The sequence below is a fragment of the Nocardioides insulae DSM 17944 genome (assembly GCF_000422825.1).
Taxonomy (GTDB): Bacteria; Actinomycetota; Actinomycetes; order Propionibacteriales; family Nocardioidaceae; genus Nocardioides; species Nocardioides insulae.
The window spans coordinates 757,356-771,640 of sequence record NZ_KE383929.1 but is presented as its reverse complement, the minus strand read 5'-3'; the positions used below and the strand labels follow the sequence as shown (position 1 = coordinate 771,640).

The window sequence follows — 14,285 nt, the reverse complement described above, 5'->3', positions numbered from 1 at the left end:
CTGCACTCGGCGGCCTTGCCGTCGCACACACCGGACCCGCTCGCGCTCGCCCGTCCGGTTCAGCACTCTCCTAGAGTGGAGGGATGGGATCTGCGCGGGGGCGGGCACCGAGCATGGCCGACGTCGCCGCTCGGGCCGGCGTGTCGCACCAGACCGTCTCGCGGGTCCTCAACGGCTCGCCGATGGTGCGTGCGGAGACCCGGGCACGGGTCCTCGCGGCGATCGAGCTGGTCGGTTACCGGCGCAACAACGCCGCGAGGATGCTCGCGACCAACCGGTCCGGACGGATCGGGCTCATCGCCGCGCATCTGGACCACTACGGGCCGAGCATGATCGCCGTCTCCCTTCAGCAGGCCGGACACCGGGCCGGATACGACGTCTCGTTGGTCGGGCTTCCCGATCTGCGCGGCGACGCACTGGGGAGTGCGGTCGATCGTCTGCTCGGTGAGTCCGTGGAGGCGATGGTGGTGGCCGTCGCCCAGCGGGAGGCGATGACCCGCACCCTCGACCTGGACCTCGACATCCCGGTCGTGGTGGTGCAGGGGGTCTCCCGCGACCAACCGATGGCCGCCGGCATCGACCAGACCGCCGGTGCGGAGCTCGCCGTCGACCATCTGTGGCACCTCGGGCATCGCCGGATCGCCCACGTGACCGGCCCGCTCGACTGGATCGAGGCGACCCAGCGTCGGGACGGCTGGTGCCTGGGCCACGAGCACCGGGGTGCGCGCCCGGGACCGGAGATCGTGGGCGACTGGACGGCGCGGAGCGGCTACCAGGCCGGACTCGCCCTCGGGGCCGATCCCGAGGTGACCGCGGTCGTGGCCGCGAACGACGCGATGGCCCTCGGCGTGTTCCGTGCCCTGCACGAGCTGGGGCGGCGGGTGCCGGAGGAGGTCAGCGTGGTCGGTTTCGACGACGCCCCGCAGTCGGCGTACTACTGGCCGGGCCTCACCACCGTCCGCCAGGAGTTCTCCCGGCTCGGGGAGGCGGCCGTCGATCTCGCCGTACGCTCCCTGCGTGGGGAGTCCAGCCCGCGGGTCGACCTCGTCGTGCCGGAGCTGATAGTGCGAGCCTCCACGGCGCTCGCCGTACGGTGAGCCCCGCTGTTAGCGTGCTCGGCGTGATCGACGAGTCGGTGGTCCTCGGTGCCTCCCCGGGCCCCGTCCTCGAGGTGCTGCGCAAGGGGGCCGCGGTTCATCGCCTCGAGGTCACCGGTGGCGACGGAGTGCGGCGCAACGTCGTCCTGGGTCACCCCAGCGAGCACCACTACGGTCGTTGCGGAGGCCACCTGGGTGGCACCATCGGGCGGTACGCCAACCGGATCGCCGCCGGGCGCTTCCCCCTCGACGGCCGCGAGGTGCAGGTGCGCACCGCCGACCGCGGCAACAGCCTGCACGGTGGTCCGGACGGGTTCGACGCCCGGATGTGGGAGCTCGTGGAGCGGACGGGACGATACGCCGTCCTACGGCTGGAGAGCCCGGACGGCGATCAGGGCTTCCCCGGCCGGCTCCGGGCCGAGGTGCGATTCACCGTGGACGAGAGGTCGGTGCAGCTCGACTTCCGTGCGGTCACCGACGCGCCGACACCGGTCAACCTGACCAACCACACCTACTTCAACCTCGACGGGGAGGGGGCGGGGTCGGTCGACGGTCACCTGCTCCAGGTCCATGCCGACGAGTACACGCCGGTGGACGCGACCGGCATCCCGCTCGACGGCCATGCCGAGGTCGCCGGCACGCCGTTCGACTTCCGGGAGCCGGCCGGGGTCGGGGCGGCCGCCCGTTCCTCGCACGAGCAGGTGCGCTCGGCGCGGGGGGTCGATCACAACCTGGTGGTGCGCGGGACCGGGTGGCGGGCCGCCGCCGTGCTCACCTCGCCCGCGACCCGGACCCGGATGGAACTGTGGTCCGACCAGCCCGGCCTTCAGGTCTACACGGCCAACTTCTTCGACGGGACGTTGCCCGCGACCGGCGGCGGCGTGTATCGCCAGGGTGACGGATTGGCCCTGGAGCCCCAGCTCTTTCCCGACTCACCGAACAACCCCGCGTGGCCCAGCGCGATCCTCCGTCCGCAGGAGGTCTACCGTGCCCGCCACCGCTGGGTCTTCTCGGCGACCTGAGGGGCGCGGCCTCCGCGAGGCATCGGAGTGCGGCCGGATCAGGTCACCTGGCGCCGTACGGCGAACCGGGGCTCGCGCCAGGTGCCACGGGTGAGGATGTCGTCGAGCACGTCCACGGCGTCCCAGACGTCCTGGAAGCGCACGTACAGCGGGGTGAAGCCGAAGCGCATCAGGTCGGGGGCTCGGACGTCGCCGATGACGCCCCGGGCGATGAGGTTCTGCATCACCTCGTAGCTGTGCGGATGGCGCAGCGAGACCTGACTGCCGCGGACGGCGTGGTCGCGCGGGGTCACCGGTTCGACCTGGTCACCCAGCCGAGCCTGGACCAGATCGAGGAACAGGTCGGTCAGGGCGAGGCTCTTGGTCCGCAGCTCGGCCATCGGCACCCGGTCCCACAGGTCGAGGCTGGCCTCGAGGGCGGCGTAGCCGAGCAGGCCGGGCGAACCGACGAGGAAACGGCTGATGCCCGGGGCGGGTTCGTAGTCCGGGGTGAAGGCGAACGGGGCGGCATGGCCGTGCCAGCCGGAGAGCGGCTGGGTGACCCGGTCGAGATGGCGCTCGGCGGCGTAGAGGAAAGCGGGGGCGCCGGGGCCGCCGTTGAGGTACTTGTAGGTGCACCCGACCGCGAAGTCGGCACCGGCGGCGGTCAGGTCGACGGGGACCGCGCCGACGCTGTGGCACAGGTCCCAGATCATCAGCGCGCCCGCCTCCTGCACCCGCCGGGTCACTGCGTCGAGGTCGTACATCTCTCCGGTGCGGTAGTCCACGTGGGTCAGGACGACGGCGGCGACGCGCTCGTCGAGGAGGTCGTCGAGATCGGGAGCGGTGCTGGTGAGGTAGCGCAACTCGTAGCCGCCAAGCAGGCTGGTGGCTCCCTGGATCATGTAGAGGTCGGTGGGGAAGCTGTCCAGGTCGGTGACCACGACGTCCCGCCCAGGGCGTTGACCCAGCGCCGCGGTGAGCACCTTGAACAGGTTCAGCGAGGTGCTGTCGCACACCACCACCTCTCCTGGCCCCGCGCCGATCAGCGGGGCCACCCGGTCCCCGAGCGTGCGCGGCTGGTCGAACCAGCCGGCGTCGTTCCAGCTCCGGACCAGGCCCTGCCCCCACTCCTCCTCGATGGTCCGGCGGACCCGCTCGGCGGTACGGCGGGGGAGGGCACCCAGCGAGTTGCCGTCGAGGTAGATCACCTCCTGCGGCAGCGCGAACTCGGCACGCCACTCGCGCAGCGGGTCCGCTCGATCCCGGGCGACGGCGACGGCACGGGAGAGGGGATCGCTCACGTCCTCACCCTATGCCCGGCGGCACGGGCAGGGAGTCAGGATGCTGCCGCGACTGCGCCCCCCCGCGAAAAGGTGAACCCCGGCTGGAGCGGACGACGTCCGAGCGCGGCTGTGCTCTCCCGCTCTCCCTCCGGCGTACACCACCCATGCTCTACCGTGGCGGCACGGCGCGGACGCGTCGATCCGAGCGAAGGGATGGCGTCGTGGGGTTCTTGCGTGGACGACGGGACGAGCCGGCCGGGCGCCGGTTCCGGATGCGGGAGAAGTTGGCCTCGATCGGGGACGACTCGTGGATCGAGGACGGCGAGGGCGAGCGGGTCTACAAGGCGAACGGGAAGGCCATGCGGGTGCGCGACACCTTCGTGCTCGAGGACCTCTCCGGACGTGAACTGGCCACCATCCAGGAGCGCAAGCTCAGCGTGCGCGACAAGGTCGCCATCGAGCGGGACGGCGAGACGGTCGCGACCGTGCACAAGGCCCTGATCGGGATCCGCGACCGGTTCAACATCGATGTCGAGGGCGGGTCCGACCTCAAGGCCAAGGGCAACATCGTCGACCACGAGTACGAGATCGAGCGGGACGGCGACACCGTTGCGACCATCTCCAAGAAGTGGTTCCGGATCCGTGACACCTACGGCGTCGAGGTGGCAGCGGGGGAGGACGAGGCGCTGGTCCTGGCGATGGTGATCGCCCTGGAGTCGATGACCGACTGACCGGCCCCGCCCTCCGGCAGACCGGCTCAGGTGGTGAGCCGCTCGGCCCGCAACGCCGAGCGGCGCACCTTGCCGGCCTCGTCCCGCAGCGGTTCGTCGACGAACTCGATCGACCGCGGCAGCTTGTGCACCGAGAGCCGGGGACGCAGGAACTCGGCGAGTTCCTCCGCACTCGCCTCCGCGTCCGGAGCGAGCGAGACGATCGCGTGCACCCGGTTGCCGCGGTCGGCGTCGGGCAGCCCGATCACCACGCTGGTGTGTACGCAGGGGTGCTCGACCAGGGCCGCTTCCACCTCGGCGGGGTAGACGTTGACCCCGCCGACGGTGATCATGTCGCTGCGCCGGTCACCGAGGTAGAGGTAACCGTCGGCGTCGAAATGACCCATGTCGCCCAGTGAGGACCAGCCGTCGACCTCCCGGGCCTCGGCCCCGAGGTAGCGGTAGGAGTCGGGGTTGCCGGGCGCGACCCGCATGAAGATCTCGCCAGGAGTACCGGGGTCGGCCTCGGTGCCGTCCGCCGCCATGACCTTCGCCTCACCCCAGTGGATCCGACCGACCGACCCGGGGTGCTCGAGCCACTCCGTGCCGCTGATCTGGGTGCCGGCCTGGGCCTCGGTACCGGCGTACAGCTCCCAGATCCGGTCGGCGCCCAGCCAGTCGATGAAGGCCCGCTTGAGCCAGCGCGGGCACGGCTCGGCACAGTGCCAGAGGTCGCGCAGCGAGGAGAGGTCGTAGCCGGAGCGGGTCTCCTCGTCCAGCGCGATGATCCGGCGCATCATCGTCGGTACGACGTAGAGCCAGGTGATCCGGTCGCGTTCGATGGCCGCCAGGGTGCCCTCCGCGTCGAAGCGCGGCAGCAGCGTCACGGTGGCGCCCTTGTTCAGCGCGATCAGGGTGTTGGAGAACGGCGCGTTGTGGTGCAGCGGTGCGGTGATGAGTGCGCGCTCCCCGGGCCCGATGCGCCACAGGTCGCCGTCGGTGGGGGAGAAGAGCGCGGGCTTGCCGGCCAGGATGATCTTCGGCCGGCCGGTCGAACCGCCGGAGGTGGGCGCCTTCCACGACGGCGCCACCAGGGTGCCGAGCGCCGGGGTGCCCGCACCCAGGGCGGTGAGGTCGGCAAGGGTCGTCGTGGTGGCCCCGGCGAGACCCTCGGGCGGCTCGGCGGTCGTGATCACCGCTGCCGAACCCGCCAACTCCAGGATGGCCGCGGCCTCGGCTGGGGCCAGCTTGGGGGAGAGCGGCTGCGGGGTGGCTCCGGCCCGCAGGCAGGCGTACGCCGCCACCACGATGTCGGTGCCGGTCGGGAGCACCAGCGTGACGATGGCCCCGGGGCGGACGCCGTACTCCCTCAGGCCGCGTGCGGCGGCGTCCGAGGCCGCATCCAGTTCGCGCCAGGTGAGTTCGTCCGCGGCACATCGCACCGCGACGGTGTCGGGGATCCGCTCGGCGTAGGCGGCGGGGATGTTGCCGATCGGGAAGCCTTCTTCAGGGACGAACACGTTCTCTCGCTTCTCTCGGAGGACGGCCGGGCGCGGCTCACCCGCGCGGCCCGAGCACGGCTGCGCGGCCATCCTAGGGACCCGGCTGTGGTTGCGATCACACTTGTCCAGCATCCGCGCCACCTCCGCCTACCCCGCTCGCCGCGCCGTCGTACATCGGGCCGTCGTACGTCGGACCGTGGACGCGTGCTGCCGGGAACCCGCCATGATGGGCCCATGACGCACGGAGTCTCCTTCGCAGCCCAGTCCGAGGACCCCGCCGGTCAGCGGAGCACCACCGCGGCCGGGCGGCGGATCGTGGCCGAGGCGCTGCGGGCGGTCGACCCGGCCGGGGCGCGCGCCGCGGAACAGGAGACCGCATGGCGCAGTCGGTACCCGCTCCATTTCCGGCGACTGGTCGAGGCGGGGCTGGCCGACCCGGACGCGTGGCGGAGGATCGCTTCCCACGGCTTGGACGCGGTCCATGCGGCGATGGTGGTCGTGCCCGAGGCCGACGCGACCGGCGAGCCTGCCCCGGACCTCCCGCTGGACTCCCTGCTGGACGTCCCGGCCGGCCACCGACTGGAGACCGTGGAGGTCCGCGGGGAGGGGGAGGCCGAGACCGAGTTCGGCCTGCCCTACCGTGGGAAGACGTTGCGCGGTTCGGCGCTGCGCGCGCAACTGGCCGACTGGACCGACAGGGGAATCATCGAGCCCTCGGTGGCCGACATCATCGGCGAGGTGGCCGCCCACCCGGAGTGGCTCAGACTGGACGGCAGGACCATGGTGGTGCTCGGAGCCGGCGCCGAGATGGGCCCGCTCCGCCCACTGCTGCACTGGGGGGCCACGGTGGCTGCGCTCGACCTGCCCCGGAGTTCGGTCTGGGAGCGGGTGCTGCGCACGGCCCGCGCAGAGGCGGGGCGACTGCTGGTTCCGGTCGAGGGATCCAAGGCGGCCGCCGTCGAGGACGACCCCCCGCTGGCGGGCGTGGCCGGTGCCGATCTGCTCGCCGAGGTGCCGGCGGTGGCCGACTGGATCCTCGGGTTGGAGGGCCGGCCGGTGGTGGGCAACTACCTCTACGCCGACGGTGCGACCCACGTCCGCGTCTCGGTCGCGGCCGACGTACTGGCGCAGCGGGTGAGCCGGGCCCGGCCGGAGACCGCACTCGCCTTCCTGGCCACGCCGACCGACGTCTTCGTGGTGCCGCGCGAGGCGGTGGAGCACGCCAACCGGGCCTACGCCGACCGCAGCCGCACCGGCAAACTGGTCGGTCGGCCGCTGCGCTGGGCCTCGCGGGGTCGGCTCCTGCACCGCGCCTACGCGCCCGCCGCGGATCCGGGGATCGCCGACAGCCTGGTGCCGGTCCAGGGACCCAACTACGCGCTGGCCAAGCGGATCCAGCGGTGGCGTGCCACGGTCGCCCGGCAGGAGGGGCAGGAGGTCTGCTTCCACATCGCGCCCTCGACCCGCACCCGGTCGGTGGTCAAGAGTCGCGCCCTCGCCGCCGCCTTCGCCGGGGCGCCCCGCTTCGGGGTGGAGGTCTTCGAACCGGAGACCTCCAACACCTTGATGGCCGCTCTCCTCGTGCACGACCTGGTCGCGGGCACGCCCCAGCACGAGCACCCCTGGCAGGACGAGGCCTACGGCGCCGCCCACGGCGGTCTGTGGCGGGTGGCCTACGAACCCCGCAGCGCGCTCGGGCTGGCGGCGGTGCTCGGCTACGCCGGCGCCCGGGGCTGAGCCCCTGATCGAGCCCCGGTGTGAGCCCCCGGTGTGAGCCCCCGACGTCAGGGGTCGGCGCGGAGGAGTCGTACGGCGAGCAGCAGGTCGATCAGGTCGGGGGCGGAGCGGACGTCGCGACCGGTGTGCTCGGCGATCCGGCCGAGGCGGTAGTAGATCGTGTTGACGTGGTGGTTGAGGTGTACGGCGGTCAAGCGCGCGTTCAGGTCGTTCTCGACGTAGGCGGCGAGGGTGTCGACGAGGATGCCGCCGGCGGCGAGATCCTCCTCGACGAACCCGCGGACCTCCGGAGGGATCATCCGGGCGAGCCCGTGCTGGCCGGTGACCAGCAGGTCGAGGGTGGACAGCTCGGTCATCGCCCGTAGGCCGGGACAGGCGAGGGACTGCCGGGCCAACCGGGCCTCGTCGTACGCGGCGGGGATCGCCTCCCAGCCCGCGTGCACGGAGCTGACCCCGACCCGCGCCTCGATGCCGCTCCCCAGCAGTGAGGTCACCACGGACCGCACGGAGTCCAGCAGCCGACCCACGCCTGCGGGGGGCACGGGGAGCAGAGCGACCGCCTCGTCGTGCCTGCTCACGATCAGGCCGAGGTCCGGGCCGGTGAGCGCCTGGCGCACTCGGCGGCGCAGCTCGGGAGCCTCGCCGTCCAGGTCGGGCAGGGTCGCGACGACGAGGATCAAGCGGCTCTCCTCACCCAGGCCCGCCGCGCGCAGCGCCTGCTGCCGCTCCCGGACCGTCGGCGGGTGCCCGGCCAGCAGGTCCTCCAGCAGGTCCCTCGCCAGCCGGGCGGCGTCGGCGAGTTGGTACTGCTGCGCCTCGAGATAGGTCTCCGCCGCCACGGTGCTGCCCACCTCGACCGTGCGGAGCATCGGGCCGACGAGTTCCAAGACGGTGTCCGCGCCGATCTCGCCGGCCTCCGAGCGTGCCCTCAACCCGTCCCACAGCGTCATCTGACCCACCCGGAAGGCCTGGAGGAAGTCGGAGAGTCCGATGCCGAGCTCGGCGCGACGCCTGGCGTGCCGAGGGGTCCACGGGAAGTCGCGCCGCTCCGGAGGTCTGCCTTCGCGCACGGTGGTGACGTAGACCCCGAACACCTGCCGGCAGTGCGCCTCCACCTCGGCGAAGAGCTGGAGGTCGGCGCGTTCGCGATAGTCGGACACCTCGCGCCAGATCGCGCGGGCGGCATGGTGGGCGTGCTCGTCCAGATGCTGCCAGGACGAGTCGGCCACCCGGCGGGCTTCACCAGTGCTGCTCACAGCGCGCTGCGACATCTCGGGCCCTTCGTCGATGTGATCCACGCCACATTAGTGCGCCAGGCTCGCGATTGTGGGCGGATCACGAATCGACGGGTCACAACTTGGACACGCCTCCGAAGACGTCCTCGCGGTGCGTCAGAACAATGAGACGCACGCCACACTCCGCGCGGCGGGAGGACACCATGCTGAGCGCGAGAAACCTCGAGGTCGTCTACGACGACGTCGTCCTGGCACTGCGCGGTGTCAGCATCGACATCCCCGACGGGGAGATCATCGCGCTGCTCGGCTCCAACGGCGCCGGCAAGACCACCCTGCTGCGTGCGCTGACCGGTCTGCTCGACGTCCACGACGCCGAGATCACCAAGGGTCGCGTCACCCTCGACGAGCAGCCGATCCACCACCTGGCGCCGGAGCGGATCGTACGGCGAGGGGTCCGGCAGGTCCTCGAGGGTCGCCGGGTCTTCGTGGAGATGAGCATCGAGGACAACCTCAGGACGGGGGCGCACACGCTCCGCTCCGAGATGGCCACCAACATGGAACGTGTCTACGACCTCTTCCCCGTCCTGCGGGAACGGCGCTCGCGGACCGCCGGCTATCTGTCCGGGGGCGAGCAGCAGATGCTGGCGATCGGGCGGGCGATGATGTCCTCCCCGCGCTACCTCCTCCTCGACGAACCGACCCTGGGCCTGGCACCCAAGCTGGTCGAGACCATCCGCGACGTCATCCTGGAGATCAACAAGGCGGGCACCGGCGTCCTGCTGATCGAGCAGAACGCGACGATGGCGCTCTCGATCGCCAGCCACGGCTACGTCATGGAGACCGGGCGGGTGGTGCTGGACAAGCCCGCCACCCGGCTGCTCGCGGACGACGACATCCGGGAGTTCTACCTCGGCCTGCATCCTGGTGAGGACGGCCGCAAGTCCTTCCGCGAGGTCAAGCACTACCGACGCAAGAAGCGGTGGTCGGCATGAGCGATCGCGACCAGCCGGTCCTGCGCCTGGAGGACGTGCATCTCTCCTTCGGCGCGGTCAAGGCGATCAACGGGGTGGGCCTCGAGGTGCGGCCCGGCGAACTGTTCGCCGTGATCGGGCCGAACGGAGCGGGGAAGACCTCGCTGTTCAACGTGATGTCCGGGGTCTACCGGCCGCAGCAGGGGAGGGTGGAGTTCCTGGGTCAGGACCTCCGCGGCATGCGACCGCACCGGATCGCCGGAATGGGGATGGCGCGCACCTTCCAGAACATCGCGCTGTTCGAGCACCTGACCGTGATCGACAACCTGATGCTCGGCCGGCACCAGCACATCACCTACGGGTCGCTGGCCGCGGTGGTGTGGCGTGGGCGGGCACGCCGCCAGGAGCTCGAGCACCGCAGAGTGGTGGAGGAGATCGTCGACTTCCTCGAGTTGGAGCAGTGGCGCGCGATGCCCGTCGGGCTGCTTCCGTACGGCGTGCAGAAGCGCGTCGAGCTCGGCCGGGCGCTGGCGATGGAGCCCAAGCTGCTCCTGCTCGACGAGCCGGTGGCCGGCATGAACCTCGAGGAGACCGAGGACACCGCCCGCTACATCCTCGACATCCGGGACGAGCTGGACATCCCGATGGTGCTGGTCGAGCACGACATGGGGATGGTCATGGACCTGGCCGACCGGATCCTGGTCGTCGACTTCGGCGAGCCCATCGCGACCGGCACCCCCGACGAGGTGCAGCGCCACCCCGACGTACTGCGGGCCTACCTGGGAGAGGAGTTGAGCTCGTGAGCGAGCCCACCCCCGGACCGGTCACCGGCGCCGGGAGCAGCCCCGGCGCCACCCCGGTGATCTCTCCGGTGACCCGGATCCGCGATCACGCGTCGGCCAGACCGGACGCCGTCGCGCTGCGCGACAAGCACCTCGGCATCTGGCGGGAGTGGACCTGGGCGTCGTACTGGGAGCACGTGGAGGCGGCCGGGCACGCCTACCTCGCGCTCGGCATCGCGCCGGGGGACCGGGTGGCCATCCATGCGGAGAACCGCCCGGAGTGGCTGATCGCCGACATGGGCGCGATGGCTGCCCGGGCCGCTTCGGTGGGTGTCTACCCGACCAACCCCGCCGCCGAGGTGGGCTACCTGCTCGCCGACTCCGGGGCCCGGGTGATCCTGGTCGAGGACCAGGAGCAGTTGGACAAGACCCTCGCGGTGGTCGAGGAGTGCCCGGCACTGGCGCACATCGTCTACCTGGAGCCGCGCGGCATCCGTGGGCGCTACTCCCACGACAAGCTGATGTCGTGGGAGGAGTTCCTCGAACTCGGCCGTCGGTACCGCGAGGACCGGCCACAGGCACTCGGTGAGGTGATCGCCGCCCAGCAGAGCACCGATCTGGCCACGCTGATCTACACCTCGGGTACGACCGGCCCCCCGAAGGGGGCGCAACTCACCCTCGCCAACGTCGAGTTCGCGATCCAGATCCTGGTCACGCAGGGGGCCTTCACCGATCCACCACCGGGTCCGAAGGACCTGTCGCTGTCCTACCTGCCGCTCGCCCACGTCGCCGAGCGGATCTTCAGCACCTGGTTCAACGCCGGCGCGGGCACCCAGGTCAACTTCGCGGAGTCGATCGAGACGGTGCCGGCCAACCTGCGCGAGATCCAGCCGACGATCCTGTTCGGCGTCCCGAGGATCTGGGAGAAGCAGCTGGCCGGGATCGAGAACCGGCTCTCCGGCGCCTCCTGGCTCAAGCGCCGGGTCGGGCGCTTCTGGTTGAAGGTCGCCGACCGGCTCGGGCACCGGCTGGTCGAGACCGGCGGCGCGCCCACGGTCGCCGCCCGGCTCACCTACGCCGTCGGCTGGGTCTGTTACTACCGCGCTCTCAAGGACCGGCTCGGTATGCGGAAGGTGCGGTACGCCGCCTCGGGGGCGGCTCCGATCGCCCCCGACGTGCTCCGCTTCTTCATGGGCATCGGGGTGCCGATGCACGAGGTCTACGGCATGACCGAGAACACCGCGGTCGCCACCGCCAACCGGCCCGGCCGGGTCCGGCTCGGCACGGTCGGCGAGGTGCATCCCGGCACCGAGCTGCGGATCGACGAGCTGACCGGCGAGATCCTCACCCGGCACGCCGGGGTGTTCGCCGGCTACTGGAACAAGCCGGACGCCACCCGGGCCGCGCTCACCGAGGACGGCTGGCTGCGCACCGGCGACGTCGGCGAGTGGGTCGAGGGCACCCATCTGAAGATCACCGACCGGATGAAGGACATCATCATCACCGCCGGGGGCAAGAACATCTCGCCCTCGCAGATCGAGAACGAGCTGAAGGCCTCGCCGTACGTCCGTGAGGCGATCGTGCTCGGTGACGGGCGCAGGTACCTCTCCGCGATGATCGGCATCGAGCTGGAGACCGTCGGCGAGTGGGCGCAGCGGCAGCGGATCGGCTACAGCACCTACCGCGACCTGACCGAGAAGCCCGAGGTGGTCGAGCTGGTCGCGGGGGTGGTCGACGAGGTCAACCTCCGGCTGGCCCAGGTGGAGCAGATCAAGGTCTTCCGACTGCTGCCCAAGGAGCTCGATCACGAGGACGGCGAGCTCACCGCCACCCAGAAGGTGAAGCGGTCGGCGATCGAGCGGTCCTTCCACGACCTGGTCGACGAGCTCTATGCGGGGAGTGCCTCATGACCGAGTTCCTCGAGTCCGTCCTGCGTGGTCTGGGCAACGGCGCGATCTACGCGCTGCTCGCGCTGGGCTTCGTGATCATCTACAAGTCCTCCGGCGCGATCAGCTTCGCGCAGCCCGCCCTGATGATGACCGGGGCGGTGATCAGCAGCTACATCGCACCGGCCCTGGGCGCGGCCCTGGTCGGCGCGGTCGCGTTCTTCGTCTCCGTCACCGCGGCGGCGCTGGTCACGGCGCTGGTGGCGATGGCGATCGAGCGGTTGGCGATCCGGCCGATGATCGGCCGGGCGGCCTTCACCATCGCGATCATCACCATCGGCATCGACATCGCCGTCCGCGTCATCACCTCGGGATTCATCGGTCTGGGGGCCCGCCCGGTGCCCAACCCGTGGGGGCTCGAGCGCACCGAGATCCTCGGGCTCCGGATCCAGGAACGGCACCTGGTGGCGCTGGGCATCCTCGCCCTGGTCGTCCTCCTCCTGGTGCTGTTCTTCCGCTACACCCGGCACGGCCTCGCGATGCGGGCGACCGCCTTCGACCAGGAGGCGGCGATGACCCAGGGCATCAGCGTGGGCGCGGTCTTCTCGATGTCCTGGGCGATCGCCGGCGCCCTCGCCGCCGTCGCCGGCACCCTGCTCGCGACCAGCGCCGGCGTGGATCGCCAGATCTGGATCGTCGCGCTGGTCGCCCTGCCCGCGATCATCCTCGGCGGGCTCGACTCGCTGGCCGGGGCGGTGATCGGTGGGCTCGCGGTCGGTGTGGTGGAGTCGCTGGTCGGCAGCTACCAGGGCCAGTGGGCGCCCTGGCTGGGCAACAACTTCCAGGTCGTGGCGCCGTACGTGCTGATGTTCGTGGTGCTGCTGGTGCGTCCCTACGGCCTCTTCGGCACTCCGGAGGTACGGCGGGTATGACGACCACCATCCAGACGCCGCGCCGGAGCCGCCGGCTGCCGGGCCGACCCGCCTTCTTCGGCAGCTACGAGCAGGAGATCGCGCTGTTCAACACCCGACCGAAGCAGATCTGGGTCGGCGTGATCATCCTGGTCGCCTTCGGGCTGCCGTTCCTGCTCACCGACCCGACCCTGGAGACCCTGGCGATCGCCTTCGGCTTCGCCATCGGTGCGCTGGGGCTCAACATCATCACCGGTCTCGCCGGCCAGGTCTCGCTCGGCCACGCCTTCTTCCTCGGCGTCGGTGCTTACACCGCGGCGGCGCTCTCGGGCGACCCGGAGGGCCGCACGATCGGGTTCGGGATCACCAACATCGCGATCTGGCTGCCCGCGGCCGGCCTGGTGGCAGCGCTGACCGGCGTAGTGATCGCCCCCATCGCGACCCGGCTGCGCGGGCTCTACCTGGCCATCGTCACGCTCGGTCTGGTCTTCATCGGGCAGCACATCTTCGAGGAGTGGAGCGACCTGACCGGTGGCGCCGGGGTGGGGCGCGAGGGCGCGAGGATGGAGTTCTTCGGGCTGGAACTGACCCGCACCGGTGAGATCCTCAGCGGCGACCAGAAGGCATACCTGACCCTGCTGGTCCTGCTGCTGGTCTTCGCCCTCGCGGCCCGCAACCTGGCCCGGTCGCGGGTGGGACGGTCCTTCGCCGCCGTACGCGACCGCGACATGGCCGCGGAGATGATGGCGATCAACCTGCCGCGCACCAAGACCGTCGCCTTCGCGATCTCCTCGTTCTACGCCGGCTGCTCGGGCGCGCTCATCTACAGCCTGATCGGCTTCTTCGAGCCGAGCAGCTTCAACCTGCTGCTCTCGGTGCAGTTCATCGCGATGGTGCTGATCGGCGGAGCGGGCACCGTCAGCGGCACCCTCATGGGCGCGCTGTTCATCTCGATGCTGCCCACCCTCACCCGGCAGCTCCCCGACTACCTCACCTTCATCTCGGGCAGCCCCACCGACATCCCCAACATCTTCCAACTGCAGGAGGTGCTCTACGGCCTGCTCATCGTGGGCTTCCTGCTCTTCGAGCCGCGCGGGCTCTTCGGGATCTGGATCCGGATCCGGAACTACTGGAAGAGCTGGCCGTTCAGCTACTGATCCGGCCCCC

12 protein-coding genes are annotated in these 14,285 nt (G+C 71.0%); 9 read left to right on the top strand and 3 right to left on the bottom strand.

What is annotated here, in order from left to right; genetic code table 11:
- Window positions 1-83: 83 nt before the first annotated feature.
- Window positions 84-1,097 (top strand): LacI family DNA-binding transcriptional regulator, encoded by a 1,014-nt coding sequence (locus G515_RS0118080; RefSeq protein ID WP_028661292.1) that lies wholly within the window; start codon window positions 84-86, stop codon window positions 1,095-1,097.
- A gap of 23 nt (window positions 1,098-1,120) precedes the next feature.
- Window positions 1,121-2,119, top strand: coding sequence for an aldose epimerase family protein (locus tag G515_RS22230; RefSeq protein ID WP_169570689.1), 999 nt, complete (start codon window positions 1,121-1,123; stop codon window positions 2,117-2,119).
- A 38-nt stretch (window positions 2,120-2,157) separates the two neighbouring features.
- Here the strand turns inward: G515_RS22230 and kynU are convergent, their stop codons facing one another.
- Window positions 2,158-3,402, bottom strand: coding sequence for a kynureninase (gene kynU / locus G515_RS0118070; RefSeq protein WP_028661291.1), 1,245 nt, complete (start codon window positions 3,400-3,402; stop codon window positions 2,158-2,160).
- 203 nt (window positions 3,403-3,605) lie between these two features.
- On the opposite strand from kynU, the gene G515_RS0118065 reads away from it, so the two are divergent.
- Window positions 3,606-4,115, top strand: a complete 510-nt coding sequence (locus G515_RS0118065) for an LURP-one-related/scramblase family protein (protein WP_036555982.1) — start codon at window positions 3,606-3,608, stop codon at window positions 4,113-4,115.
- A gap of 26 nt (window positions 4,116-4,141) precedes the next feature.
- On the opposite strand, the gene G515_RS0118060 is transcribed toward G515_RS0118065, so the two are convergent.
- Complete coding sequence (locus G515_RS0118060; protein ID WP_028661289.1) at window positions 4,142-5,614, bottom strand: AMP-binding protein; 1,473 nt, start codon at window positions 5,612-5,614, stop codon at window positions 4,142-4,144.
- A 216-nt stretch (window positions 5,615-5,830) separates the two neighbouring features.
- Here G515_RS0118060 and G515_RS0118055 point away from each other — a divergent pair, with 216 nt between their 5' ends.
- Window positions 5,831-7,333 carry a hypothetical protein gene (locus G515_RS0118055; RefSeq protein WP_028661288.1) on the top strand — a complete coding sequence of 501 codons (1,503 nt, stop codon included), beginning with the start codon at window positions 5,831-5,833 and terminating at the stop codon, window positions 7,331-7,333.
- A gap of 47 nt (window positions 7,334-7,380) precedes the next feature.
- Here G515_RS0118055 and G515_RS22225 read toward each other — a convergent pair whose 3' ends face one another.
- Window positions 7,381-8,604 (bottom strand): PucR family transcriptional regulator, encoded by a 1,224-nt coding sequence (locus G515_RS22225; RefSeq protein WP_169570686.1) that lies wholly within the window; start codon window positions 8,602-8,604, stop codon window positions 7,381-7,383.
- 167 nt (window positions 8,605-8,771) lie between these two features.
- Between G515_RS22225 and G515_RS0118045 the strand changes: the two genes are divergently transcribed.
- Genes G515_RS0118045 through G515_RS0118025 form a run of 5 tightly spaced genes read left to right on the top strand, consistent with a single transcriptional unit; the run spans window position 8,772 to window position 14,275 of the window.
- A complete protein-coding gene (locus G515_RS0118045) occupies window positions 8,772-9,560 on the top strand; it encodes an ABC transporter ATP-binding protein (RefSeq protein ID WP_028661287.1) in 789 nt (262 codons plus the stop codon).
- Window positions 9,557-10,342 carry an ABC transporter ATP-binding protein gene (locus tag G515_RS0118040; protein WP_028661286.1) on the top strand — a complete coding sequence of 262 codons (786 nt, stop codon included), beginning with the start codon at window positions 9,557-9,559 and terminating at the stop codon, window positions 10,340-10,342. Before G515_RS0118045 ends, G515_RS0118040 begins: the two co-directional genes overlap by 4 nt.
- A complete protein-coding gene (locus tag G515_RS0118035; protein ID WP_051218542.1) occupies window positions 10,339-12,231 on the top strand; it encodes an AMP-dependent synthetase/ligase in 1,893 nt (630 codons plus the stop codon). The genes G515_RS0118040 and G515_RS0118035 overlap by 4 nt, the downstream gene beginning before the upstream one ends.
- Window positions 12,228-13,139, top strand: a complete 912-nt coding sequence (locus G515_RS0118030) for a branched-chain amino acid ABC transporter permease (RefSeq protein WP_028661284.1) — start codon at window positions 12,228-12,230, stop codon at window positions 13,137-13,139. Before G515_RS0118035 ends, G515_RS0118030 begins: the two co-directional genes overlap by 4 nt.
- Complete coding sequence (locus tag G515_RS0118025; RefSeq protein WP_169570683.1) at window positions 13,136-14,275, top strand: branched-chain amino acid ABC transporter permease; 1,140 nt, start codon at window positions 13,136-13,138, stop codon at window positions 14,273-14,275. The genes G515_RS0118030 and G515_RS0118025 overlap by 4 nt, the downstream gene beginning before the upstream one ends.
- Window positions 14,276-14,285 lie beyond the last annotated feature (10 nt).

Coding starts and splice junctions, on each gene's coding strand:
- G515_RS0118080 (WP_028661292.1), top strand. CDS start 84: ATGGGATCTGCGCGGGGGCGGGCACCGAGCATGGCCGACGTCGCCGCT.
- G515_RS0118055 (WP_028661288.1), top strand. CDS start 5,831: ATGACGCACGGAGTCTCCTTCGCAGCCCAGTCCGAGGACCCCGCCGGT.
- G515_RS22225 (WP_169570686.1), bottom strand. CDS start 8,604: ATGTCGCAGCGCGCTGTGAGCAGCACTGGTGAAGCCCGCCGGGTGGCC.
- G515_RS0118045 (WP_028661287.1), top strand. CDS start 8,772: ATGCTGAGCGCGAGAAACCTCGAGGTCGTCTACGACGACGTCGTCCTG.
- G515_RS0118040 (WP_028661286.1), top strand. CDS start 9,557: ATGAGCGATCGCGACCAGCCGGTCCTGCGCCTGGAGGACGTGCATCTC.
- G515_RS0118030 (WP_028661284.1), top strand. CDS start 12,228: ATGACCGAGTTCCTCGAGTCCGTCCTGCGTGGTCTGGGCAACGGCGCG.
- G515_RS0118025 (WP_169570683.1), top strand. CDS start 13,136: ATGACGACCACCATCCAGACGCCGCGCCGGAGCCGCCGGCTGCCGGGC.